Origin of the sequence: Cupriavidus pauculus, assembly GCF_002858765.1 — a bacterium.
In the GTDB taxonomy this organism is placed as follows: domain Bacteria; phylum Pseudomonadota; class Gammaproteobacteria; order Burkholderiales; family Burkholderiaceae; genus Cupriavidus; species Cupriavidus pauculus_B.
Map to the genome: position 1 here is coordinate 78,466 of NZ_PJRP01000023.1, position 23,103 is coordinate 101,568.

A 23,103-nucleotide genomic window follows, 5' to 3' on the forward strand; every position below is an offset into this window, starting at 1 on the left:
CCTGCATTGACCGACGGCTGTTCCCGAGCGCTTATGGCGTTGGGCAACTCCGGAACGCGCACTTTACTACCCTGACTGCGTCGTAGAGGGTAGGTATTCTGCCCTTATAGAAGTGGAGTCCGAAAAATAATGCGCAACAAATGAGGACACCGAACCATGCAGATTGCGAAACGTAGCGTGCGCGGACCACGAGGACGAAGCTCAGGACCGGATATAGCAAGAGCGCGGTGATAGCGGACGCGTCGTCTGTGTACCGCAACGGTGCTAACGAAACGCCGAGGAGCAACCCGATTGCAAGTACGAGCGACGCAATTGATGTTCCGATCCAAGCTAGCCCGTCAATGGTGCGCCCCATCGACCAGATATAGTCGCCAACGGGCATTCTACCGTTCAAATTCAACTTCGCCATATATCTCCGTTGTCCGGTAAAGCGATGAGCATACGCCAGATCTGAACGTCCGTTTCAGGTGTCGCGCCTTGGGAGACCGCACCCGGGAAGAGCCCGACTGTCCAAGCGGCCGAAGAACCCGGCGGCGACGGGCTGTAGCCGACCTGAAGAGACCTTCAGCCTTCTTGTTACTTCGTGGCTGTATGGATTCGTCCTGCGCCAATCGCCGAATGGAGCATATCTCGGCGGCGAACGAAAAAAAGCGATGCAGGTGCCCACCTGCATCGCCGTAACACCACTGACACCGGTACTTACTTCTTGCTTGCTTCGTACTTAGCCTTGTTGGCTTCGTTCGGCGGATAAAGGCCCGGAAGGACCGCACCATCATTCACTTCGTCCATGATCCAGCCTTCGAACCGCTCTTGCTCGACAGCCGCATCCACGATATCGGCAACCAGGGCGGCCGGAATAATCACGGCGCCGTCTTGATCAGCGACAATCACATCGTCCGGGAACACCGCCACGCCACCGCACGCCACCGGCTGCTGCCAGTCAACAAAGGTTAGTCCCGCCACCGAAGGCGGCGCAGCTGCACCACTCGCCCAGACTGGGAGGCCGGTACCCAAAACGCCAGCCAAATCGCGAACTACCCCATCCGTAACCAGTCCCTTTACGCCACGCTTTGCCATCCGCGCACAAAGGATATCGCCCCAAATTCCGGCGTCTTTCACACCCATTGCGTCCACTACAGCGATGCATCCTGCCGGCATCTGCTCGATCGCACCTCGGCTCGACTTCGGAGAAGCCCAAGATTCCGGAGTCGCAAGGTCTTCACGGGATGGCACGAAGCGCACCGTGAACGCGCGCCCAACAATGCGCTCGGAACCTTGGACTAGAGGAAATGCGCCCCGGATCCACACATTCCGAAGCCCTTTCTTCAGGAGAATGGTGGTCAGCGTGGCCGTGGTGACGCCTGACAACGCCTCGAACATTTCACTATCAGATACTGCCATGTTGCTCTCCTCGTCTAGTTAGATAGGTACGTCAAACAGTGGGAATCAATCCGCCGTCAACACGCAGGGTCGTCCCAGTAATATAGGAAGCCCTCTCGCTGGCAAGGTACGCTATGGCGTCTGCGTACTCCGCAGGAGTGCCATAACGTCCCATTGGGATGCTCGCCTCACTTTCTGCCTGCACTGTTCCGGCTTCGCGTCCTTCCCTTTTCGCCTTCGCCGAATCCAGGAACTTTGTGCGCGCCGTGGCGATGCGCCCCGGGACAACGATGTTTGCCGTTACACCATCGCGCGCCACGTCTCGCGCCAGAGACTTAGACCAGCCTACGAGCGAAATCCGAGTAGCGTTCGACAACGCCAGATTTGCAATCGGCGAGATAACTCCGGACGACGTACTTGTAATGATGCGCCCCCAACCACGCTCCCGCATACCGGGGAGGAGGATGTCTGTAATTCCCACCACAGACAGCACCATGGAATTGAAAGCTTCGTGCCAAATGGCCGTAGAGTGACCAAAGGCCGGGCCTGGTTGCGGCCCGCCGGTGTTGTTCACAAGGATGTCGATACCACCGACCTCAGATAGCACGGACTTCGCGCCACCTACCCATTGCTCCTGGACGCCCAGGTCCCACACGAAGCTATGAACTCGAGCGCCGGTACCACCAACTTTGTCAGCGGTGGCCTTAAGTGCTCCTTCGTCGCGATCCGAGATGCAGACTTCAACACCCTCCTTGGCAAGCGCGACAGCGATGGCGCACCCTAGCCCGCCACCCGCGCTCAGCACCAGCGCACGCTTTCCGGCGATTCCCAAATCCATTGATTACACTCCTTACGCTAGTACGGAACAGACTTCCTTGATACGCTTGCACGCTTCGGCAAGTCGCTCGTCGGATGTCGCAAAAGAAATCCGGAAGTAGCCCTCCAGCCCAAAGGCGCTACCAGGCACAGCCGCCACGTGGGCGCGATCCAGGAAGTACTGGCAAACGTCGACATCATTCCTAAGGACGACTCCATCCTGGGTCGCCTTACCAATTAGACCGCCGCACGACGGAAAAAGGTAGAACGCTCCTTCTGGCTTTCGGCAGCTCAAGCCTTCAATGGAGTTCAACGCCGAAAGACAATCATCTCGCCGGCGCTGGAATGCCTGATTGCGCGGCGTGATGAATTCCATCGATCCATCAAGGGCAGCCAAGGCGGCGGCTTGAGCCACAGAGCATGGATTACTTGTGCTCTGCGATTGGATGGTGCTCATCGCCTGAATCAGCGTCGTGGGTCCACCTGCGTAGCCGATTCGCCAACCGGTCATGGCGTATGACTTGGAGACACCGTTGACCGTCAGCGTGCGATCGCGTAGCTCAGGCACAACCGATGCAATTGTCGAGAATTGCCAGCCGTCGTAGCGAATATGCTCGTACATGTCATCGGTCATCACCAGCACGTGCGGGTGTTTCAAAAGCTCTTCGCCAATCTCCGCGAGCTCAGTGCGCGAGTACCCAGAACCCGTCGGGTTGCTCGGGGAATTCAAAATGATCCACTTGGTTCGCGGCGTGATTGCGGCCTTGAGTTGGGCAGCCGTTACCTTGAAGCCTTGCTGCTCGCTGCACTCCACTTCAACTGGAACGCCTCCAGCCAGACGAACCATGTCTGGATAGGACACCCAGTAGGGAGCGGGAATGATTACCTCATCTCCCACATTGATCGTCGCGAGGAGTGCGTTGAAGATGACCTGCTTACCACCCGTTCCTACGCTGATCTCAGTTGTCTCATACGACAAACTGTTATCTCGCCAGAACTTCCGGGCGATGGCTTCCTTCAGTTCCCGTGTTCCATCGACATCTGTGTAGCGCGTTGCGCCAGCATCGATAGCCTGCTTTGCCGCCTCGCAGATGTGTTCAGGAGTCGGAAAATCCGGTTCGCCTTGCGACAAACCGATAACATCGACCCCACGCCGTCGCATCTCGCCGGCGGTCTTGGTGATAGCAAGCGTCGGTGAAGGCTTCACCGCATTGAGTAGGTTGGATAGCATCGGAATGTTGACGACGTAGTCAGGAGGATGAAGCGGAAAACTCGTTTCCGCTTCCTGGGAAGCAAGGCGACTAATCAGTCGAGAGCCTTGTCATTGGGATTGCGAATGAGAGCCTTCATCTCATCCGACATCGGGAAATCAACGCTGAAGCCACGGGGAGGTACCGGCTGCGTGAACCACTTTGTGTACATCGCGTTGATGGATCCGTCCTTCATCAAACCGGCGATGACCTGGTCAGCCACCTTCTTGAACAACGCGTCGTCTTTCCGAAGCATGCAGCCGTAGGCTTCTTGCGTCTGCGGTCTGGCGACGACCACCCATTCTTGGGGGTTCTTTGCCTTCGCACGTTCGCCAAACAGGATTGCATCGTCGTTCATGAATGCGACCGCACGACCCGAGTCCAACGTAAGGAATGATTGGCCATGATCCTTAGCGCTGATGATGTTCATACCAAGCTTCTGGTCATCATTCATCTTGCGAAGCAAGCGTTCCGACGTCGTACCCGCAGTGACAACTACGTTTCGACCCTTAAGGTCAGACCAGTCTTTCACGCCTGAGTCCTTGCGTGTCAGCAGCCTGGTACCGATGATGAAGATTGTGTTCGAGAACGCGACTTGCTTTTGGCGCTCGAGGTTGTTTGTGGTCGAGCCACACTCAATGTCGATGGTGCCGTTTTGAAGCAGAGAAATTCGGTTCTGCGAAGTGATCGGGATTTCCCTGACCTGCAGGTTCGGGAGCTTCAACTGGTCCTTAACGGCGTCCACAATCCTCAGATTGATGTCGTAGGAGTAACCAACCTGACGGACACCACCGAGGTTGTAGTTGAAGGGAACAGATGAATCCCGTACACCGAGTGTAATAACGCCAGTGTCCTTAACCTTCTGGAGCGTCGGCCCCAAGTCCGCGGCGTTGACGCCGCCAACCACCGCCAGCAGCGCTACTGCAGCGAATACACGAAGGGTCTTATGCATGATTTCTCCTTGAATCAGTCTCGACTTGAGCTAATGAGCCCAACATGCGGCGGATGGGATCCGTCCGCGGGAAAGAAGGGAAACTACTGCGCACGCACCTGCTGTCGACGCACGCGTCAACACCGAGATGTCTTTGCATCTGTGTGCTGAAGTCAGAGCTGAGGAGAATGGTCGTGTTGTTTTGGTGCCGTCTTTGCGGCTATCGACGATGGGGAATCCGACCTACCCCCATCGCCGTTGATCACCAAGGATGGTGTTACTTCTTGAACAGCGAGCTGATGTCAGCAAACGCCTTGATTTCCAGGGCATTGCCCGACGGATCCAGGAAGAACATCGTTGCCTGTTCGCCAGGCTCGCCCTTGAAGCGAATGTGCGGTTCGATGATGAACTTGATGCCTGCCGCCTTCAGCTTCTCGGCCTGAGCTTCCCACTGCGCCATCGACAGAACTGCGCCGAAGTGACGCACGGGAACCGCGTCGCCATCGACAGCACTGGTCTTGCGATGACCAACTTCGTCCGGTGCCAGGTGGGCAACGATCTGGTGACCATAGAAGTCAAAGTCAACCCAATCTTCAGCACTGCGGCCTTCAGGGCAGCCCAGCAACTCGCCGTAGAACTGGCGCGCTTCAGCGATATTGTTGACAGGGAAGGCGAGGTGAAACGGAGGCATGTTTTGAGTAGTCGTCATGGCATTCATGGGGGTACTTCGGCGGCTGGCAACACCGGAATATCTTTGCAAAGCCAGCAAGTGAAGCTAGTCTATTGCCGTCCACCATACAAAAAAAGCGATATATTTTTGCCCTTAGCAACAATATTTGTGATCAACACCTATGCTTCGAGAACTCCAGACCTTCATGGCCGTCGTGCGTTACGGTACTTTCGCAAATGCAGCAGCCCACATTGGTCTCACGCAATCGGCCGTGAGCGCACAAATCCACAGGCTCGAGGAAGAGCTTGGATTTCCTCTGTTCGACCGCACTGGTCGGTCCGCCGTCTTGAATACCTCTGGTCGTGAGGCGCTAGCGGTTGCTGAAGAGATGATGGCCGTCTATGGAAAGCTGGGGCGTACAGCAAGCAGCCCGCGCACCGGCCTGATTCGGGTTGGTGCAATTGCGTCGGCCCAGGTGTCATTCCTAGCAGATGCCCTCGCAGTCTTTCGCAATGAGAACCCCGGGTATCGGATCCGATTGATGCCTGGTGTGTCACTCAACCTGCTTGGACAGGTAGATTCCGGCGAAGTCGATATTGCCGTGATGATCAAGCCTCCCTTCGCCTTGCCATCTGACCTCCAATGGCGAGTGCTTCGCTCCGAACCCTTTGTGCTGTTAGCACCTCAAAAGCTCAAAAGGACAGATTGGAAAGAGTTGCTGGAGAACGAACCCTTTATCCGCTACGACCGTGGCTCCTTCGGTGGCAGGCTGGTCGACCAATTCTTGCGGCGCACAAGAATTTCCGTGAAGGATGCAATCGAACTAGACGAACTCCAAGGCATCGCACAACTCGTCCGCCACGGGCTTGGTGTAGCGCTGCTACCCATGACAGACGCTCTCGAGATTCCCAAAGGCGTTGCAGTACTCGACTTAGGCAGTGCGACCTTCTTCCGGGAAATTGGTCTGGTGGAGCGTCCTTCACATAGTCGGCAAGCGGCGGCGACACTCCTCGCGCAACGCATTTCCGAAGCAGCCGAAAATGGCAATTCACGATAGGTCTCGGTGAAGCCCACTGCAGCGGACAGTCATAGATTCAAATCGCGAACGGCTTTTTGGAAGCGCTCGTCCAGAGCGTTTTACCAACAGATTTGCTGCAGTAGGCGCAGGGAACGCCTTCGGGAATGCTGAGGTGCGGACGCGGAGTCGCGTGGCTACATCCACGCCCCGCCCGACCTAGCCATCCTTGCGTTTTGCCACTCGCCTTCTCGTTTTTGCTCGCTCATGGTCCAACCCTGCCAAGACCGCATGAGCAATTTCATCAACGAAAACTCGAGTTTTGGAGGGCACTAGCCGTCCTGGCGGCATCACTGCATAGATACCGCCCTCTTCCGCCGCCTGCCAATCGGTCAGTACTTGGACCAATTCACCTGCTCTTACCGCTGCATCGGCGAGCCAGTCTGGCGTCAATATGATTCCCGCGCCTTCGATTGCTGCCTGCAAGATTGCCTCGGAGCTATCCGAGTTCAGGGGGCCGATGGGCCGGATTGTCTTTTGCTGTACCCCTTTCTTCAACACCCAGTCCGGCCAGCTAGCGTGATTGATGAACCCGAGACACGCGTGAGCCTCAAGATCTTCGGGTTCTTTCGGCAAACCACGCGTATGGATATACGCCGGCGCTGCATACAGCAAGTTTCGAAATGGCGCTATGCGACGAGCGACCAGCGAGCTATCACGTAGGACACCAACACGAACCGCGACGTCAAAGCCCTCGGCAACGATGTCGACGTAGCGATCTGCGAATCTTGCATCGACCCTAATCTTCGGATGTTTGGCCAAGAAACCAGGCAAAAGTGGGGCTATCCAGCGCCGGCCGAACGTGACCGGTAGAGATATGCGCAATAGGCCCTGAGGACTCGCTGCGAAATTGCTGGCCTCCTCATTGGCGCTGCCTAACTCGTCCAATAGAGCCCGAACCCTCTTGTAGTAAAGGGCGCCGACCTCGGTCAGGACTACCCGTCGGGTCGTGCGTGAAAGCAACCGAACCCCCAGACGTTGCTCCAGTTGCCCGATGCGGCGCGACACAATGGTCGCGTCCCGCCCAACAGTCTTCGCCGCATCCGTGAAGCTGTGTGCTTCAACAACCGCAACAAAGGCTGAGAGTTCTTCCAAGCTCACCTTGCTGAGCAATTCCTGCATATCTTGCATGATATTTCTGCGTGTTTGCCGGATTATCTCTCATTATGCATTTGCTAGTCTTCGTGGATCTAGACACTTCCTAGCATCCGCACACAAAAAATGAAGACGTTTCTTAGCATCGGTTCGGGACCCGGCATCGGCTTCGCTACTGCAGAGCGCTTCGCCCGCGAAGGGTTCCATGTCGTACTTTCTGCTCGCGACTTGGAACGCACGCGCCAACTAAGCGATCGGTTGATTGCTCAAGGCTACTCAGCCGAGGCAAGAGCCGTTGATGCCAGCAACCCCAACGCACTCGTTGAACTCGTCAATAGCGTGGAAAGCCAACGGGGAGCTGTAGACGTCCTGCACTACAACGCAGCGATTCTGAGGCAGGCAACGCTAGCGAATCAGCCGACTGATACGTTTGTCTCTGACCTTTCTGTGAACATTGGCGGAGCGCTTGTTGCAGCGCAGGCTGCCATGCCCGGTATGAGTACACGGAAGTCGGGAGCAATCCTACTGACTGGTGGATTCTTCGCGATCAGCCCCAATCCCGAGTACTTGTCGTTGAGTCTTGGCAAGGCGGGAATCCGTGCTTTGGCCCACGGGCTCTTCAACACAGCCAAGACCCAAGGTGTGCATGTCGCATCGGTAACAGTCGCCGCGTTCGTGAAACCCGACTCAATTGAGGCCGCAGGCATCGCAGAGGAATTTTGGAAACTCCACAGCCAACCCAACGACGCCTGGACGGCTGAAGTCACCTATACAGCCTGACCGAACTGCCAAACGCTTGACGCGCTGTCAGCTGGTTACAAACGCCCACGAAATGAACAGGTAACAACCTAAACTCATGCAAACAAAAGCCTACGCGGCGCAGTCGCCGACCACACCGCTTGCACCGACCACCATCCCCCGTCGCGAAGTGGGGGAACTAGACGTCGCCATCGATATCCTCTATTGCGGCGTGTGCCATTCAGATTTGCACGCCGCCCGCGGCGAATGGCCTGGGATGCGTTACCCACTCGTTCCCGGACATGAAATCATTGGACGCGTGACTGCCGTCGGCAGCGCAGTGTCCAAGCATAAGGTCGGTGACGTAGTCGGTGTCGGCTGCATGGTAGGTAGCTGCCGCCATTGCGATTCTTGCCACGACGGCCTTGAGCAGTACTGCGAAGGGCCGCACGGCTGGCTTCAAACGTACAACGGCTGGCTCGACGGAAGTGGCGAAAATACGTTTGGCGGGTACTCGGCAGGCATCACCGTCGATGAACACTTCGTATTGAAGATCTCACACGGCGAAGCTGACTTGGCCGCAGTTGCGCCACTTCTGTGCGCTGGCGTGACCACGTGGTCTCCACTGCGCCATTGGAAAGTCGGTCCCGGCAAGAAGGTAGGGATTGTCGGCATCGGCGGTCTAGGCCACATGGGGATCAAACTCGCACACGCGATGGGCGCTGAGGTGGTTGCATTCACAACCTCTCCGGCGAAGATTCAGGATGCTCGAGACCTTGGCGCCGACCAGGTCGTAGTTTCTCGCAATGCCGACGAGATGGCGGCACACGCAAAGAGCTTTGACTTCATCCTCAACACTGTCGCGGCACCGCATGACCTGGATGCCTTCATGGCACTGCTCAAGCGAGACGGCACGATGACGATGGTGGGCGTGCCTGACACCTCCCATCCGTCGCCCAATGTTGCCAATCTGATCTTCCAGCGTCGCCAGCTAGCTGGCTCGCTAATTGGCGGGATCCCGGAGACACAGGAGATGCTCGATTTCTGCGCCAAACATGGCATCACTTCGGACATCGAGATGATTGACATGAAGGACATTGAGGCCGCCTTCGAGCGTATGAAGAAGAGCGACGTCAAGTATCGATTCGTCATCGACATGGCGACAATCTAACGCCAAAGACTGCCCGTTCACCAGGACAGTCGTGAAATTGCGTGCACTGCTGCTAGCCCATGCGTCGATTCATCGCGGCCCTCTAGCCGCGATGACTTGAGTTCGAGCGGCCGCCAGTCGCAGCGCACCAGATTCTCCGGTGCACGCGAAAGCGATCTTGCTGAGGTGATTCTCAGGCTTCCGAGCCGCCTTCGCCCAATTTTTAGCCCAGAGAGGCCACCATGAGCTTGTTTACGAACGCCTTCGACCCCACCAAGCATGCTGCGGTAGTCACCGGGGCGGGCAATGGGATCGGTCGAGCAATCGCTTCAGCATTGGTCGGCGAAGGGGTACCAACAATCTTTGCAGACGTTGACCGCCGCAGAATCGACGACGCAATCAACAGTTGCCCGCGCCCGGACTTAGCCAAGCCGTGGCACGGAGACCTTTCGACGCCCGAAGGCTGTACGGCGCTGATTGACTACGCATCTTCAGAGATTGGCCTTGTTACTCATTTCGTGCACAGTGCATCGCCTGCGCGTAAAGAAAGCGACCACATCTTCACCGTGGACCGTGCAACATGGAACGTCATGCGCTCTGTCAACGTCGATGCCGGTTTTCACTTGGCGCAGGAATTCTCCCGCAAACTAATTGATGCGCGAGAGCCCGGCTCGTTTCTTTTCCTCACGTCGCTTCACGCGACGACGCCACGCAATCTTCCGCACTACAGTACCGCAAAAGCGGCGCTAGCTATGCTGGTCAAGGAATTGGCCAAGGCTTGCGGCCGATTCGGCATTCGTGTGAACGCGTTGGTGCCAGGCGCAATAGCCGCCGGTGGGTTCGTGGCAGACCCTTCCCTTACACAGCACATCCCGCTGGGTCGCCTGGGCCAAAGCTCGGACCTTGCTCCATTGGCCCTGGCAGTACTGTCAGATCGAATCTCGTCCTACGTCACCGGCGCGTCAATTGTCGTCGACGGTGGGCTGTCGCTTACCAATTGGTTTGCTCCGGTGGAGTTAGACCTTCCTTAACGCCCGATGCCTGGATATGGCGTCCATCTGACTCACGGACTCACACCATGAATACCCTGTCGAACAGCCTCAATGCCTCCGTCATAGAGGCGATCCCCACTGGCCCTTACGCACACATGCTGGATAACAAAGTCGGAGGCTATCGCGTCCTTCCCGGTGGCATCGCGTACTGCACCGGCATCGTTCCGCACGATGGGTTCGAAGTTGTACGTGTGCAGTTGCAAAACTGGCTGCCGCTAGCAGACGCCTACGTATTCATCGAGAACTACTTGCGGGGCATTGGTCGGCCTGTCCAGTCTTTCTGCGGAATCGAAATGCGCGTCCCGGCACAACTCACACCGGCCGATTGGTCGAGCTTCAACACTCCGTATCTTGAGCAGTTGAAACGTTGGGGACTACTGTACGGAGATTTGAGTGCGGTCTGCCGCTCCAACATTGCACTTGCATTGAATGCACCGGAGCATCCGTCGATGTGTGCATTCAGCTTTACCGCACCGACGTCGGCGCGTCAGGGAGGCTTTTGCCTCTCGGGCACCGCAGACATCATGCGTGACGGTACCGTTGTTGAAGAAGGCGATACTAGCCCTGCCGCGATGGCCAAGCGAGCCAAGTTCACCATCGATACTATCGGCACGAGCCTGACGCAAGCTGGCCTAACGTGGACCGATGTAAATCAACTGGCCATCTTTCACGTTGCGGAAATTCCAAAACTATTGAGCCCGGAACTGCTCGGAGGGCTCGGCAATGCGCTCCGCAATGGAGTACTCGAGTATTACGCCCGCCCGCCCATCGTCGGAGGAGAGGTGGAACTTGAGGCACGCGGAGCACGGCGCGAGATAGTCTTGGCAAACTGAGCTGGAGAGGCAGCTTGCCTCAAAGTAGCGCGACCTATCCCGCCTAGTTCTAAACGAACTCATCTTCGATGAGCTTTGGCCCGACTTGCGCTGATACCAACGCGAGTCGGATAGACCTAAGGCAGGCTTTTACGCATTCAGTTCTCAGCTGAATGCGTAGGTGTTACTTGATCCAGTTTTCCTTGATATGCGCTGCCACTTGTGGGTCAAGGATATTCCAGGCTGCGCTGTTATTTGTCGTATCAATAACAAGGATCTTGTCGTTATGATCGACGGCAGCCTGGAGATAATCCAGCGCCTGCGAAGCAGTGAAACTTGAGTTCACATACCATAGCGACTTGTGAACTTTTGCCCAGCTCCCCAATGCCTTGATGGCCGCCGCTACCCGTTCGTAGTTTTGTCCTTCCGCCATCAGGTCATAGGACACAAAAAGGTTGTTTGCCATTTTCCTCCAAGCAATTTCTGGTACGAGAGGCTCCCATTTTCCCACGGCCTTTGTGTGAGTTACCTAGTGCAGAGGTGGGGTGGACGCGGCACCCACTTCCTCTGAAGGCTACCCCGTACTCAGTCGACCCAGCCTGGTTCGCGGAGCACCAATGGATAGACAAGTAGCTAGCGTTGCTACGGCTTTCGCTGATAGAAGGCCCGGGCCGCATACCTGTCAACGTAGTTGACCACACAATTGCGCGTTGAGGTGACCGGCCGCTGTTCTGGGATGAGTCTAATTTTTAGACTTTCAGGCTTTACGTAATCGTCATCACAGTTGCTGCAAGCAACGCGAGGACGTTTCCGCCCTGCCCCGATCTTCCTGGCAGTTTCCTCTAAGCAGTCGTTTAGCCTCGGCGGAATTGAACGCTGCAATACCGTAGGGATCCGGGATCCTCGACAACTTTGTGATCCACAACGCAATGTCTGAGTTGAGATTTAGGTTATCGAATATTGCATACTTGTTTGCGATGGTGGCAAATGGCGAGCCTCTTGCAGACAAACCGTTGTAGAACAGGAAAGCAAGCTCCGTCCACGATAACTGTGCTCTAACAAGCGCGGCGTAGAACCACTTCTGTTCGACGCTCAGCTCCTCGTGCTCGTCTATCCAACGGAAGATACGGAACAATGTTCTGAAAAGACTGTCGAGTTGATATTCGTGTTCCGCATACAGCTCGCCGAAACTCTCCTCGGCAAAGGCTACTAGCGCCGTGCGCGGGGCTTCTTCGATAGAATCGATCATCTGTTCGGTGAGATGCCCACGGTTCCGCGTTGCTTCGATCATCACGCGTCGTATTGGAGCCACAGCTTCTATCTTCGATGTCAACAACCTTTTCGGCGAAATAAATCTGAGGTACATCGAATGTAGGGCTCTTCGTCCGGTAAAGGTTGTTGTTTCACCGATAACCACGACAGAGTCCAGAAGATCGCGGTAGTTGCTAAGCCATGCGAATAGGGTTTGCTCAAAATTCTGCCGCGCCGTCGATTTTAGTTGTGCTTCGAGTACTAGGTTCGATTGCCGAAGTTCTTCGAGCGAAGAGCGCAGCTCCCGGGTTTGTATGCGGACAGTAACGAAGATCAGCACTACAGTCGCTAAACCGACTATGGGATTCATTACGCCGCCAAAGTAATCGCCAAGCTGACCCCAAGCGTCGGGCTGCGTTTCAATCGACCTACCCCAAAAGGCGAATGCGTAGATGGCTGCAACAATAGTGGCGACTAGAAGTGTGCACACCATCGTGCATTTCGCTACGAACAGCAGCGATGACGATTCCTTATCTTCGGTATCTAGATTGGTCATGACGATCTGAGAGAAATACGGTAGCCATCGCATTCTGCCGAGGATTGACGCAGCCGAACCCCTACCAACGGGGGGTTAAAGTATGGTCGGATTCATGCGCATAGACCCTAGAGCGAGCCCAAGGATGGTGAAATATTGAGGGCCAGTCGCCAATCTCTGGCGCAAGACGGTCACCACTCCCCCGTTCATCTCGACGCCTTACAGCCGCAGGACCCTTCGAACGACGATGGCGGAAGCGATCGTGAAAAAAGATTTCGATACTTGATGTGAGTGTCACTGAATCGGACGGCAGCCAGTTCGGACGGTTGCTCGCTTTGGAGCTATCGGATTCCTCGCCGCCGACCTTGGGTATCAGTACTCGATTACCGGCGCATGCACCGGGGCAATCGACGCGTGCGCGGCCTGCGTGCGCTGCGCCGCCTTGTGCACCATCGTGTAGGCGTAGTCGATGCCCATGCCGTACGCGCCCGAGTGTTCCTTCGCCAGACCCGTCACCGCGTCGTACGTTTCCTTGTTCTTCCAGTCACGCTGCCATTCCAGCAGCACCTGTTGCCACGTCACCGGCACCACGCCGGCCTGGATCATGCGCTGCATGGCGTAGTCGTGCGCTTCCTTGCTCGTGCCGCCCGAGGCATCGGCCACCATGTAGATCTCGTAGTCGCCTTCGAGCATCGCGCTCAGCGCGAACGTCGTGTTGCAGACTTCGGTCCACAGGCCCGCCACCACGATCTTCTTGCGGCCGTTGGCGGCCAGTGAGTCGCGCACCTTCTGGTCGTCCCACGAGTTCATCGACGTGCGTTCCAGTGTTTCCTTGCCCGGGAAGACGTCGAGCAGTTCGGGGTAGGTGTAGCCGGAGAACGATTCGCTTTCCACGGTGGTGATGGTGGTCGGCACGTCGAAGATCTTTGCTGCCTTGGCCAGGCCCACGACGTTGTTCTTCATGGTCTGGCGGTCCATCGACTGCACGCCGAAGGCCATCTGGGGCTGGTGGTCGATGATGATCAGCTGGCTGTTGCGCGGGGTCAGGACTTGCAGCTTGGCGTTCGACATGGTGTTCTCCGGAATCAAAGGTATTCAATAAGTTTGAGGTTATGGTGGACGGCGCCGGCTCCGCTTCGTTTGCTTGGCTGCGTTGCTGCGCTGTCCATGTGCAGAACTATAGCGACCGTCCACCCGGAGAAAGTGGGCTATCGTCGTCATAGTTATTCAAATTTATTGAATATTCATCACTTCAGCCAGAACGCCTTCGCCAAGGCCATTTTGCCAAGCGCGCCGGAGCCCACCCCCGCTGGCGATTACGCGGTACGTCTTGGCAGCGACTCCCGGCCTGACTCAGCGGAAGTCAGCGCCCATAGCTTCCTACCAAGGGCTAATACAAGAGCTTGCCTCCCCCGCCTAATCTGCAACGCTGAGCAGATTGCGATCCGCTTGTGAGTCGCGACAGTCTCACAACCAAAATCACAAAGGAGGGGAAATGTCGAACCGACTGGATGTTTTCTGGGCCGCCGATGTCTACAACTCGGGCGTGGACTTGAGCAGCTATCAGTACCAGTTCCTCGCGCAGGGGGATTCCTGGTTCTCCACGAACACGTTGAAGGCGAACAGCACGAACATGCTAAAAAACATGTTCTTTTCCAAGCGAGCGGCCGCGGTGAACTGCGCGTACCCGGGTAGGACGCTGGCACGAATGGCGGGACTTCCTGCCACTTCGCTGCTAACACGTGACCCGCGCTTCCAGGGGTACTTAAGCGGCGCCCGGGAGCAGTGGTGGAGTGCGCTACTACTATCCGGTGGGGGCAACGATTTGATTAATGCGCTGCAATTGCATCCGGGCGAGATCGACAAGGAACTCCCCGCCGATTGCCGTCTGCTACTGACTGAGGAAGAGTGGGACCCAGGCGCAGGCGTCCAGCGGTATATCCGGGAAGAGGGCTGGAGCGTATTTGCCGCTTACCTAGTACAGCAGTACAACGCCATCAACCAACTGAGGGCCACCAGCAAATACAACAAAGATACGCCCATTGTCACTCACGTCTACGATCTGGCTATGCCAAGAGATGTGGGGGCTGGACCGACACTCGGCCCGTGGCTCTACAAGGCGCTGACAGACTACGAAATTCCCACCGCAGACTGGAAGGAGCTAACAATCGAATTCATGCAGCGCCTTGCCGGCGTCATCTGCGCTCTGGATTTCAATCCCCCTGCGGGCACTCGCATAGCACCGCCGTTTGACATCGCACCGATCGAGAACTTCCATGTGGTTTGGACCCAAGGCACGTTAGCCCCTGCCGAAGTGAACGCACCGGGGGCCACGGCCGATTGGGAGAACGAGATTCACCCCACGCAAGAGGGCTACGTGCGACTGGGTAAGAAGGTCGTCGCAATCACAGAACCATTGTGTGATGCGCGGTTACCTCTTTCGCTGATGAAATCCATGACTCTGGAACGATTTCGGACAAGGCGGGAAATTCGGAAGGATTATGACGTGCCGCGCCCTTGAAATGGTCGCCTATCGGAGGCCATGTTCCTGCATGCCGACCCAGACTATCTTGGCCTCCGATCATCAATGCCTGTACGCGGCAAAGACTTTGCCTCCTGCACGCGTACTGGCCTATGGACGACGATGGTCTAATCGCGCGCCAAAGCTCCCTGAAACCGCAGAGCAGCGCTGGCTGCCCCAATCCGCGCACTTCTTAGTTCCGCCTCCAATTCCAGCAGAGTTCAGGACGATACGAACATGAAATTCTCTATCGTGAACGAAGAACGCCGGGAGGCCGAGCCAGGTCTTGCTGGTGCATGCCCCGTTTGTGCCGGCCCGATGGTCGCAAAGTGCGGCGAAGTAAATACCTGGCACTGGGCTCATAAGGCGAGGCGAGCCTGCGATCCATGGTGGGAGAACGAAGGCGAATGGCATCGAGCATGGAAAAATGAGTTCCCCAGCAACTGGCAGGAAGTTGTCCAAATCGATGAAAATGGGGCGAAGCACATCGCCGATGTTAAGACCGACAGCGGCTGGGTCATTGAGCTGCAACACTCATACCTCAATCCTGACGAGCGTCGATCCCGCAATGTCTTCTACAAGAAGCTTGCCTGGGTGGTAGATGGGTCCAGGCGGAAGACAGACCGCAAGCGCTTCAATGACGCGTGGAATGAAGGACTACGGCTGCCTTCAAACTCTCCGGTGCGCCGAGTTCGCCATGATGCTTGCCCCATAGTACGAGAGTGGGTAGACACCACTGCCCCGGTCCTTTTTGATTTCGGAAACGACACGCCGCTTTGGTGGTTGCTCGCAAAGGGATCAAATGGGTACGCATATGTAGCGCCGTTCTCTCGAGCAGATTTCGTAGCCATCCACAGGAACGGCGCCACGAAGCTCGCAGCGGACTTCCAATCGCTTGCAGGTGAGCTCGGACTGCTAGTAGCGAGCTATGAGCGCTCACTTCGGATCCCAGCGTTTGGACGCGCCCCTCTTCAGACCGCACAGATTGTCCGGAGGCCGGTGCTTCGTGGCAGATATCGGGGGCGCCTTTAAGGCGCGAGCAAGTTTGGTTACCCGCGGAGGCTCCAGCAACCGGAACGCCGACCTTCGGAGCGAAACGAGAAGCCATTGCAAGCCGGCGCCCGACATCCCCCTTCTGGTCAGCCCCTCCGTCTTGCTTGGCAAGATCCTTCTTCTCGCAGGGCGTTGGCAACAATGATGAACGCCGCCGTAGGCTGCCTCCGGCTTGCGTAGTACAGGTGAAATCCAGGAGATGATGAGCACCATTCCGCCAATACCTGCTGCGCCAAAGAAGCCGCTTCGCGATTTGGGCATCCGGGTGGATGCGTCGTCCGGACACAGGACGCGACCGACTCATATGCAACGGCGATCATCTGGTTACCGACTTCGCCCTAGTTGCTGTTGGCGACTACCATCCTTGAGCGCCACCGCAAGACGGGTACGCAGACGCGAAAAAAACTCCATTTAGGTGCGCTCGCTGCAATCCGCGTCGATGCACCGCAAGACGGGGGCTCTATTTTTGAGTTCCCTACAGAGTTCATCGCAACCAAACGCCAGTGAGTTGAAAAGACGATTCACGGCCGACTCGTACCCCCAGACCAAGAGATATCCGACGAGAACTGCGAAGAACAAGCCAACAGCCAGCCCCACGGATCGTAGCACCGTCATAGCTGACGCCTCAATGGCCTTACTCCAGAAGTAGAGAAAGCTGGCCCAAAGTAAGCCGACAATCCATTTCAGCCCGACGATGCGCACGCGTACACGATCTTCGAATTGCTTGATGCACTTCTTCAGCAGTTCGACGTCGAACTCTTTTGAAAACCCTCGCTCTTGTAGGTGGCGTCTCACCAGAACTACATCATCCGAAGTTACACCGCTGGCGCCGTACGTACTTGGAAGCGCAAAGGCGATCAACAGGATAGGCGCCAGCATGCAAGAAATGGATACATAGTTCGCCCATTCCGTTCGTGCAATTCCGACCCATGCGATGAAAATTTGGCCGATCAGAAGAAATGCGGCCGACAGCAAGCTCCATCGCACCGCAACCGCTCGCCTCTCGCGCACTCCGATGGAGAGGAAAGGGAATGGAAGATGCACGATCCACTGTATCTTCGCTGCGAGCCGGAAAGGCAGGGCATCCACCCCTAGGAGATGGGCCTCCACCTTCCGAAGTATTTCTGCCGCTTCGTCAAATATGAGCATGTACTGAGCAACGGCTCATCAATTGAGCCTCCCCGCATCAATATCGGTCGGCTTTCCCCAATCTTGAAGATCAAAAATGCCTCGAAGGGCTCTGACATAGAGGACTCGACATGAGCCGTCTTGGCAGCCGGGTCCCTTAATCTTAACAACAAGACATCGATTCAGGCCCTATCCCAGCCGGGCCGGCCAGTCCACTGGAAATGAGCCGCAGCAGTGGGGAACACGCAGTTCGGACCAAGAGTCGAGACGCCCAAGGCACAAGCAAAGAAAAATCGGACACTGATAGAATCTGAGGAGAGAGAAGACGAGATCCGAAGATGTTAAGCTTACTGCTTTCCAAACCACTGCCTGCAGCACTGCAGGGCAGGCAGCAAAACCCTATTAACGGTAGCGATTCAGAATCGTACGCCATGGCCAAAATTATTTTGGCATGCCGTGGGGAGGGTCATTGGGGCTCTCGAGAAGAAGACAACTCTAAGATCGATATGGCCTTCTCAGCCAAGCATCCTTGGTATGAAGGAGAACGGCTGGTGATCCTTTCTCAGGTTAAGTCTGGCCCCACTTATGGCGAGCCGCTGAAAAGTGGATTCAAGTTAAAAGGGGTTGCCAAAAAAGAGGCAATCAAAACAAGCCACGAAATCTGTCTTGCATGGGTCGATCGCGATGCCAACGAGATTTATTGGGCCTATGTTCATCCGACAACGACAACTCGTCCGCAAGAGTACGGCGCGTATCATCGTGTCACTCCAGCGATGATTTATGACCTTGCGAGATGCGCAAATCACAAGCGCGCTGGAAACACAGGCGGTCGCGGCATCATTATTAGCCAGAGAACTGGAGCGTCACTAGCTGCACGAAGAAAGCTAGTTCACGCTGCCTACTTAGCATTTGGCAGAATTCTTTGCCCGTCCATCGGAGAAATAGAGCTCACACGACTCGGGTGGCGGCACATGCTCCGGAAAAGCAGGCAAAGGTCGAATAAGGCGGCGAGCATGAATCTTATCCCTCACCTCAAGAAGCTTCTCAGCCAATCGCCTTCTCAGCATGCAATTACTGAACATCGAACGTTCTGCTCAAATGGCTACGCATATCGCGTATGCGAGCATTTGATGAAATATGATCAGGTTAAAGTTCTCGATGCGTCTAAATCTTCGGCGTTGGATGCCGTCGCACATATTCGAGTAGTAGAGGAGATTCGCTATCCAGAAAATTGGGAATGCAATGTTATGCTTTCCCAACTTGTCGAGCGACGAGTTGTTCTGCGCTCCGCATATCTGAAGAACAAGATGTGACAATGAGCCGCCAGCACTTGCTTCAGCGCTCTGCCGGAAAGTGACTTAGCTAAAGTCTGATCGCGGCAACTATACTACGGTTGCTTGGTTCGGTTATTACTTCCGAGTAGGCAACAATATTACGTTGCAAGATAGCGTACTGAGCTAGGGAATACGACACAATTTCCGCCGTACAACTTCGCGACACAGCCCATTGTCGCTGGCATTAGAACCGAAAATGGGAATTCTTGCAAGATCAGCAGTTTCCACGCAAGTCATCCGCATAGGGAATTATCGCCGTTGGGGTGACTCGGATTTCAGGTCCTCGTGATGTCAGCTGGCCAGGTGATGCAATGAGACGCAACTCCCCGACCTGTTGAACAGTGGAGACTACTCTTGCTCAATCAGAAACCGATTTGGATTCTTGCCCAGCCAAGCAGGTGCACGCCCGCGGCCCGACCAGGTGTTACCAGTCTTCGGATCGCGGTACTTCGGAGGCAGCGGTTCCTTGGCTGCCTTGGCGACTCCGCTGCCGGCGGGTCGACCACGACGGCGCTTACCTTGAATGTCCTCAACGGACAGGCTGTATTGCTCCATCAGCGTACGGATTTGGTCAATGACGCCCGCCACCTCATTTGCGCGCACTTCAGCGAGTTGGGCCTCGAGAGCTTCCTTCTGGGCCAGCAATTGCTTGTAGGTTGCCATTCAGTCTTTCTCCAATATTTTTTGTGCTGACGACAAGCTTAGCAGATGAATCCACCAAAACAGAGCCAGCCCGTCTCGACGCCCCCATTTTCAGTGCTCTCGGAGTACCGACGGAATCAAAAGCTACCAATCTCAGGGTCTGAAAATGCGAAGAGGGCCGTATCCCTCCGGTTGGCCCGAGCAAGGTCGTATCCCTTACAGCGCTGCATCCTTCAGCTTCTGCAGCGGACGAACCTTGACCTTCACGGATGCCAGCTTGGCAGCAAACCATTGGTCCTGGCCGGTAAACGGATTCTTGCCAAAGCGCTTCTTCGTATGGAGATTCGCCGAGGAGTTCAATTACTCGGTTTCCCTGTAGAGAGACGATGCGGCCAAGAAGGTCGCCGCAGTGCCTGTAGCAAAGCCGCTGAAGGACGCCTTCAGCAAGTCGAGCCTGTTGGCTCACCTGGTTGCCCAGACTGAACTGGACAAGAAGACTGTGCAATCGTGAGTTCGATTCACAAGAAGGGCGCCGGCGAATTCACGCTGCCGGGCCTCTTCAAGGTGTCGGCAATCCAGGTACCGGAAAGAAATGTCGACTTCGATCAAAAGCCGACACCTTCAAATTTTAAAATTACAGGCTATTTAATTTTCGGCATTTGTCCGAAGCTTATCCAACAGATTTAGCGGCCAGCTTCTTTATTGTATCCACTGAAAATCCGACTCCAGCAGCGATAAACACTGCACCTAGCCCTCCCACACTAACTACTTTGGGTGCAGCGAAGATAAGGACCGCAGCTGCAAACAGCCCAAGTGTTACGCGAACACCAATGAATATCCATTGAGCTCCTGAGATTGGAACCAGAGCTTCCGGCTTTACCGTCATCTTTGTTGTGTCGACGGTATCACCAAGCAAACCAACGATACTTCCAAACACGGCACCCAAAAATACAAACGTGGTATCCACCGATCGCAACGTATTGCTTTCGCTATATCCCGTAGTAAACACAATAAAAGAAACAATCGACAACCAAATAATTATAAATATCGCCTTCACAATACTACCTCTATGATATCAATAGGAGAAATTTAACTAGTTCCATGCTCGTCACGCAACATCCACTTCCGTAGGGTTAATAATTCTCGGGTGCTGCCGATGCGCAGCTGTCCCACGCCTCACCCTACTTTCCGAGTAGCGCATCAGAGTACCCACCGTCAGAAAGATCGAGAAAGAGCCTCAAGCCTCGTCAATCACCCCCCCCCGAAAGAGGGGTAAGTAGGGTTGAGTCGTCGAATGCAGCCATGGATACAATGTCGTTTCCACTCGCCCCTACGCCGCACAGAATGAGTCAAAACGAAGACCTCTTCGCCTTTGTCGTTATGCCTTTCGACAAAAAGTTCAAGGATCTCTATCTCTACGGAATTAAGGACACGGCTGCGAAACTCGGGGTACGGGCTGAGCGCCTAGACGAGCAAATTTATCAAGAGGGGATGCTTGAGCGCATCTATCGGCAAATCGATTTAGCGGACATCGTGATCGCCGACATGAGCGACAAGAATCCGAATGTCTTCTACGAAGTTGGATACGCTCACGCCAAAGGCAAACTCTGCATCTTGCTTACGTCCGACGCAGCGGATATCCCATTCGACCTCAAGCATCGCCGCCATATCGTACACGGCGCGTCCGCGTCGACACTAGCGGCGAGCTTAGAGGCTGAACTTAAGTGGGCGCAGGAAGAGATTCGCACCCTGCGACGCAGCCGCATTAAGGTCGAGTTTCGGGAGCCATCCGGACTTGTCAGGCGTGATAAATGGGAAGCTACTGCTGAAGTCGACTTCGTTATCGACTTGAAGAACGACTCCAATCTACCTTCTCCTGAAATTGAGGCGGCATATCTTTTAACCTCAGATCGCTGGTCGATCTCGCAGAATGGTAAAACTTGCCCCAGAGCAGGGACCGCGCAAGATGGCACAATCCAGCATTTCCTCGATGTTCCAATTCGACGGTTGAGAAAAGACGTATGGGGAAGGTTGGAATTCAAAGGGACTAGACTGATGGCAAGCATCTTCAACGGTGAAGAATTGAAGAGCGAATATCAACTTTCTGGAACACTCGCCTTAAAGCTAGTTACCTCTGAAGGTGTCTTCGACTACAACGAATATTTGGACATTTCCATTGATGAGATCCCTTTCTAGGCAACCGCATTGTCTTTGGCGGGCTTCATGCGATAGCTAGGCGGTCGCGCGCGCCATCAGTGATTAAGCAGCATGGCGAACTAAGTAGGCCACCATCTGCTGTCTCGCCCCGGCGGCTTCTCGGGATCACTAATGTGCGGCAGCAAAACGCACCTCGGGTAACGCGTCGGTCTTAGCCTCCTCCATCCACCGTTCGAGGGCTTCGTCGTCCTGGACCTGCGACGTTAATGCCGCCGCAAGCCTTACGCATTGTGCTCGTACCAGCGAAATCGATACCGCTCGGCTACTGGCGGGGTCAATCTCTGTGTAATTCGTCCGAGAAAAGAGATCTGACAAAGCGTGCGTCAAACGAACGGCAAAGTCTGCAGGCACTCCACCGATGGCCAGTAGCTTTCGTGCGCACTCTAACAACGCGTTGAGACCATGTTCCGGGACGAGTTCAATTGCAGATGCCAAGCGGTTGTAGACCTCGTACGGAACCTCCTTTTCCGCCTCTTTACTACGCTCCGCCCAGCTCACCACAGCAAACGCCGCGCTTTGGACACCACGATGATTTGGCGCAATTAGCCCCTTCATAACCAACCTAGAGAGCCTGGACGCTACGCCATCGAGGCAAGTCGAGAAGTAGCACAAGGCGGCCAAGCCGTTCCATTCGCTGTCTCGTTCAACTGCCGCAAACAATTTCGCACATCGTCCCGCAGTTCGCTCTTCGGCAGCCATTGACGGTAAGAGTACAGTGGAGATAATGATGCCGGCCCGATCTTGAATCCATTGCGGCAAGTCAGCAAAGAATCGCGGGGCGCCAGAACTTTCGCCCGCTTCTTCAATCCATGCAAGGATTTCGTCGAACATACTCGTGGCCTCAACCGAAGTCGGATAGAAACCCAAATTTGCGGCGTGCTGCAGCGACAGAAGATAGGATTGCTTCTCCTCCACATTTCTCGAATCGGCTTCCGAAATTCGAAGAGTATCAGCAACAACTCCCGCCCCAAACAACCGGGCATGGACCCGCCCCACTGCATCGATTCCATCCGCTGCAGGAAGCACGGCGAATGTGCTCGTGAGCAGATTTGTGCCTTCTGGAAGCGCGTCGCCACGGTCCTCCACGTCTGACCATAAAGCCGCACCGAAGGCGTCCTTCTCGCTCAGATCAAGAGAATCGCGTAACACGAGGTATGTAAGTCGTTGAATTGCCTCTGCTCGCTCGGGACGTCCCTTATCGACAGCCGAGATCAGTTGCTTGACACAACTGCTCCAAGCATTACTCCCTGAGTCCCTTGCCGGCACCACGTCCCAAATCGTCTCAACCAGTGATTGCCAACGGTTTCGGTAGGCATCCTTTTCAGGGTAACCGTCCGCTGATGGCCGTGTGGACACGAGAGGCGAACCTATCCAGAGTAGTTCCCATCAAAATCTAGCGGGGACTACTTTGGAGACTGTGGCAAAGCGCGGTGGCCGCACACGCGGCAGCCGG

22 protein-coding genes and 2 pseudogenes are annotated in these 23,103 nt (G+C 55.4%); 10 read left to right on the forward strand and 14 right to left on the reverse strand.

What is annotated here, in order from left to right; translation table 11 throughout:
• Positions 1-699: 699 nt before the first annotated feature.
• The 5 genes from CYJ10_RS30820 to CYJ10_RS30840 form a co-directional block, all read right to left on the reverse strand.
• Entirely contained in the window at positions 700-1,401 is a 702-nt protein-coding gene (locus tag CYJ10_RS30820) for a ribonuclease activity regulator RraA (protein WP_101685235.1), read from the reverse strand.
• Positions 1,402-1,432: 31 nt separating this feature from the next.
• Complete coding sequence (locus CYJ10_RS30825; protein WP_101685236.1) at positions 1,433-2,218, reverse strand: SDR family oxidoreductase; 786 nt, start codon at positions 2,216-2,218, stop codon at positions 1,433-1,435.
• 12 nt (positions 2,219-2,230) lie between these two features.
• Complete coding sequence (locus CYJ10_RS30830) at positions 2,231-3,427, reverse strand: pyridoxal phosphate-dependent aminotransferase (protein ID WP_101685237.1); 1,197 nt, start codon at positions 3,425-3,427, stop codon at positions 2,231-2,233.
• A gap of 74 nt (positions 3,428-3,501) precedes the next feature.
• A complete protein-coding gene (locus CYJ10_RS30835) occupies positions 3,502-4,398 on the reverse strand; it encodes a glutamate/aspartate ABC transporter substrate-binding protein (protein WP_101685238.1) in 897 nt (298 codons plus the stop codon).
• Between the two features lie 256 nt (positions 4,399-4,654).
• Entirely contained in the window at positions 4,655-5,086 is a 432-nt protein-coding gene (locus CYJ10_RS30840) for a VOC family protein (protein WP_101685262.1), read from the reverse strand.
• Positions 5,087-5,228: 142 nt separating this feature from the next.
• On the opposite strand from CYJ10_RS30840, the gene CYJ10_RS30845 reads away from it, so the two are divergent.
• Positions 5,229-6,104, forward strand: coding sequence for a LysR family transcriptional regulator (locus CYJ10_RS30845; RefSeq protein WP_101685239.1), 876 nt, complete (start codon positions 5,229-5,231; stop codon positions 6,102-6,104).
• A 177-nt stretch (positions 6,105-6,281) separates the two neighbouring features.
• On the opposite strand, the gene CYJ10_RS30850 is transcribed toward CYJ10_RS30845, so the two are convergent.
• On the reverse strand, positions 6,282-7,253 hold the full coding sequence (locus CYJ10_RS30850) for a LysR family transcriptional regulator (RefSeq protein WP_101685240.1): 972 nt from the start codon (positions 7,251-7,253) through the stop codon (positions 6,282-6,284).
• A 90-nt stretch (positions 7,254-7,343) separates the two neighbouring features.
• On the opposite strand from CYJ10_RS30850, the gene CYJ10_RS30855 reads away from it, so the two are divergent.
• The 4 genes from CYJ10_RS30855 to cnbZ all read left to right on the forward strand — a co-directional run bounded on the left by CYJ10_RS30855 (position 7,344) and on the right by cnbZ (position 10,990).
• Positions 7,344-7,997 (forward strand): SDR family NAD(P)-dependent oxidoreductase, encoded by a 654-nt coding sequence (locus CYJ10_RS30855; RefSeq protein ID WP_101685241.1) that lies wholly within the window; start codon positions 7,344-7,346, stop codon positions 7,995-7,997.
• Positions 7,998-8,073: 76 nt separating this feature from the next.
• Positions 8,074-9,126 (forward strand): NAD(P)-dependent alcohol dehydrogenase, encoded by a 1,053-nt coding sequence (locus tag CYJ10_RS30860; protein WP_101685242.1) that lies wholly within the window; start codon positions 8,074-8,076, stop codon positions 9,124-9,126.
• A 221-nt stretch (positions 9,127-9,347) separates the two neighbouring features.
• Complete coding sequence (locus CYJ10_RS30865) at positions 9,348-10,136, forward strand: SDR family NAD(P)-dependent oxidoreductase (protein WP_101685243.1); 789 nt, start codon at positions 9,348-9,350, stop codon at positions 10,134-10,136.
• Positions 10,137-10,183: 47 nt separating this feature from the next.
• Positions 10,184-10,990, forward strand: coding sequence for a 2-amino-5-chloromuconate deaminase CnbZ (cnbZ, locus tag CYJ10_RS30870; protein ID WP_257993605.1), 807 nt, complete (start codon positions 10,184-10,186; stop codon positions 10,988-10,990).
• 163 nt (positions 10,991-11,153) lie between these two features.
• On the opposite strand, the gene CYJ10_RS30875 is transcribed toward cnbZ, so the two are convergent.
• The 3 genes from CYJ10_RS30875 to CYJ10_RS30885 all read right to left on the reverse strand — a co-directional run bounded on the left by CYJ10_RS30875 (position 11,154) and on the right by CYJ10_RS30885 (position 13,826).
• Entirely contained in the window at positions 11,154-11,435 is a 282-nt protein-coding gene (locus CYJ10_RS30875) for a hypothetical protein (RefSeq protein WP_101685244.1), read from the reverse strand.
• 312 nt (positions 11,436-11,747) lie between these two features.
• A complete protein-coding gene (locus CYJ10_RS30880) occupies positions 11,748-12,776 on the reverse strand; it encodes a putative phage abortive infection protein (protein ID WP_180863121.1) in 1,029 nt (342 codons plus the stop codon).
• Between the two features lie 351 nt (positions 12,777-13,127).
• Positions 13,128-13,826 (reverse strand): hydrolase, encoded by a 699-nt coding sequence (locus tag CYJ10_RS30885; RefSeq protein WP_101685246.1) that lies wholly within the window; start codon positions 13,824-13,826, stop codon positions 13,128-13,130.
• 424 nt (positions 13,827-14,250) lie between these two features.
• On the opposite strand from CYJ10_RS30885, the gene CYJ10_RS30890 reads away from it, so the two are divergent.
• Both CYJ10_RS30890 and CYJ10_RS33960 read left to right on the forward strand, forming a co-directional pair.
• Positions 14,251-15,276: a hypothetical protein gene (locus CYJ10_RS30890; RefSeq protein ID WP_180863122.1), complete on the forward strand. Its 1,026-nt coding sequence runs from the start codon at positions 14,251-14,253 to the stop codon at positions 15,274-15,276.
• A 237-nt stretch (positions 15,277-15,513) separates the two neighbouring features.
• Positions 15,514-16,308 (forward strand): competence protein CoiA, encoded by a 795-nt coding sequence (locus tag CYJ10_RS33960; RefSeq protein ID WP_146002153.1) that lies wholly within the window; start codon positions 15,514-15,516, stop codon positions 16,306-16,308.
• 432 nt (positions 16,309-16,740) lie between these two features.
• Here CYJ10_RS33960 and CYJ10_RS30895 read toward each other — a convergent pair whose 3' ends face one another.
• On the reverse strand, positions 16,741-17,478 hold the full coding sequence (locus CYJ10_RS30895) for a hypothetical protein (RefSeq protein WP_101685247.1): 738 nt from the start codon (positions 17,476-17,478) through the stop codon (positions 16,741-16,743).
• 317 nt (positions 17,479-17,795) lie between these two features.
• Between CYJ10_RS30895 and CYJ10_RS30900 the strand changes: the two genes are divergently transcribed.
• On the forward strand, positions 17,796-18,770 hold the full coding sequence (locus CYJ10_RS30900) for a hypothetical protein (protein WP_101685248.1): 975 nt from the start codon (positions 17,796-17,798) through the stop codon (positions 18,768-18,770).
• Positions 18,771-19,139: 369 nt separating this feature from the next.
• Here CYJ10_RS30900 and CYJ10_RS30905 read toward each other — a convergent pair whose 3' ends face one another.
• Together CYJ10_RS30905 and CYJ10_RS30910 are read right to left on the reverse strand one after the other, a co-directional pair.
• A complete protein-coding gene (locus CYJ10_RS30905) occupies positions 19,140-19,454 on the reverse strand; it encodes an H-NS histone family protein (RefSeq protein ID WP_101685249.1) in 315 nt (104 codons plus the stop codon).
• Positions 19,455-19,649: 195 nt separating this feature from the next.
• Positions 19,650-19,769: pseudogene (locus tag CYJ10_RS30910) on the reverse strand (HU family DNA-binding protein); the annotation flags it as partial.
• A gap of 55 nt (positions 19,770-19,824) precedes the next feature.
• On the opposite strand from CYJ10_RS30910, the pseudogene CYJ10_RS35025 reads away from it, so the two are divergent.
• Positions 19,825-20,048, forward strand: a pseudogene (locus CYJ10_RS35025) (HU family DNA-binding protein); the annotation flags it as partial.
• Positions 20,049-20,103: 55 nt separating this feature from the next.
• On the opposite strand, the gene CYJ10_RS33965 reads toward CYJ10_RS35025, so the two are convergent.
• Positions 20,104-20,490: a hypothetical protein gene (locus CYJ10_RS33965; protein WP_146002154.1), complete on the reverse strand. Its 387-nt coding sequence runs from the start codon at positions 20,488-20,490 to the stop codon at positions 20,104-20,106.
• 245 nt (positions 20,491-20,735) lie between these two features.
• Here CYJ10_RS33965 and CYJ10_RS30920 point away from each other — a divergent pair, with 245 nt between their 5' ends.
• Positions 20,736-21,629 (forward strand): hypothetical protein, encoded by an 894-nt coding sequence (locus tag CYJ10_RS30920; RefSeq protein ID WP_101685250.1) that lies wholly within the window; start codon positions 20,736-20,738, stop codon positions 21,627-21,629.
• A 129-nt stretch (positions 21,630-21,758) separates the two neighbouring features.
• Here the strand turns inward: CYJ10_RS30920 and CYJ10_RS30925 are convergent, their stop codons facing one another.
• The gene (locus CYJ10_RS30925; protein ID WP_101685251.1) at positions 21,759-22,799 is read right to left on the reverse strand and encodes a hypothetical protein; all 1,041 of its coding nucleotides are present in this window, start codon (positions 22,797-22,799) and stop codon (positions 21,759-21,761) included.
• Positions 22,800-23,103: the final 304 nt, after the last annotated feature.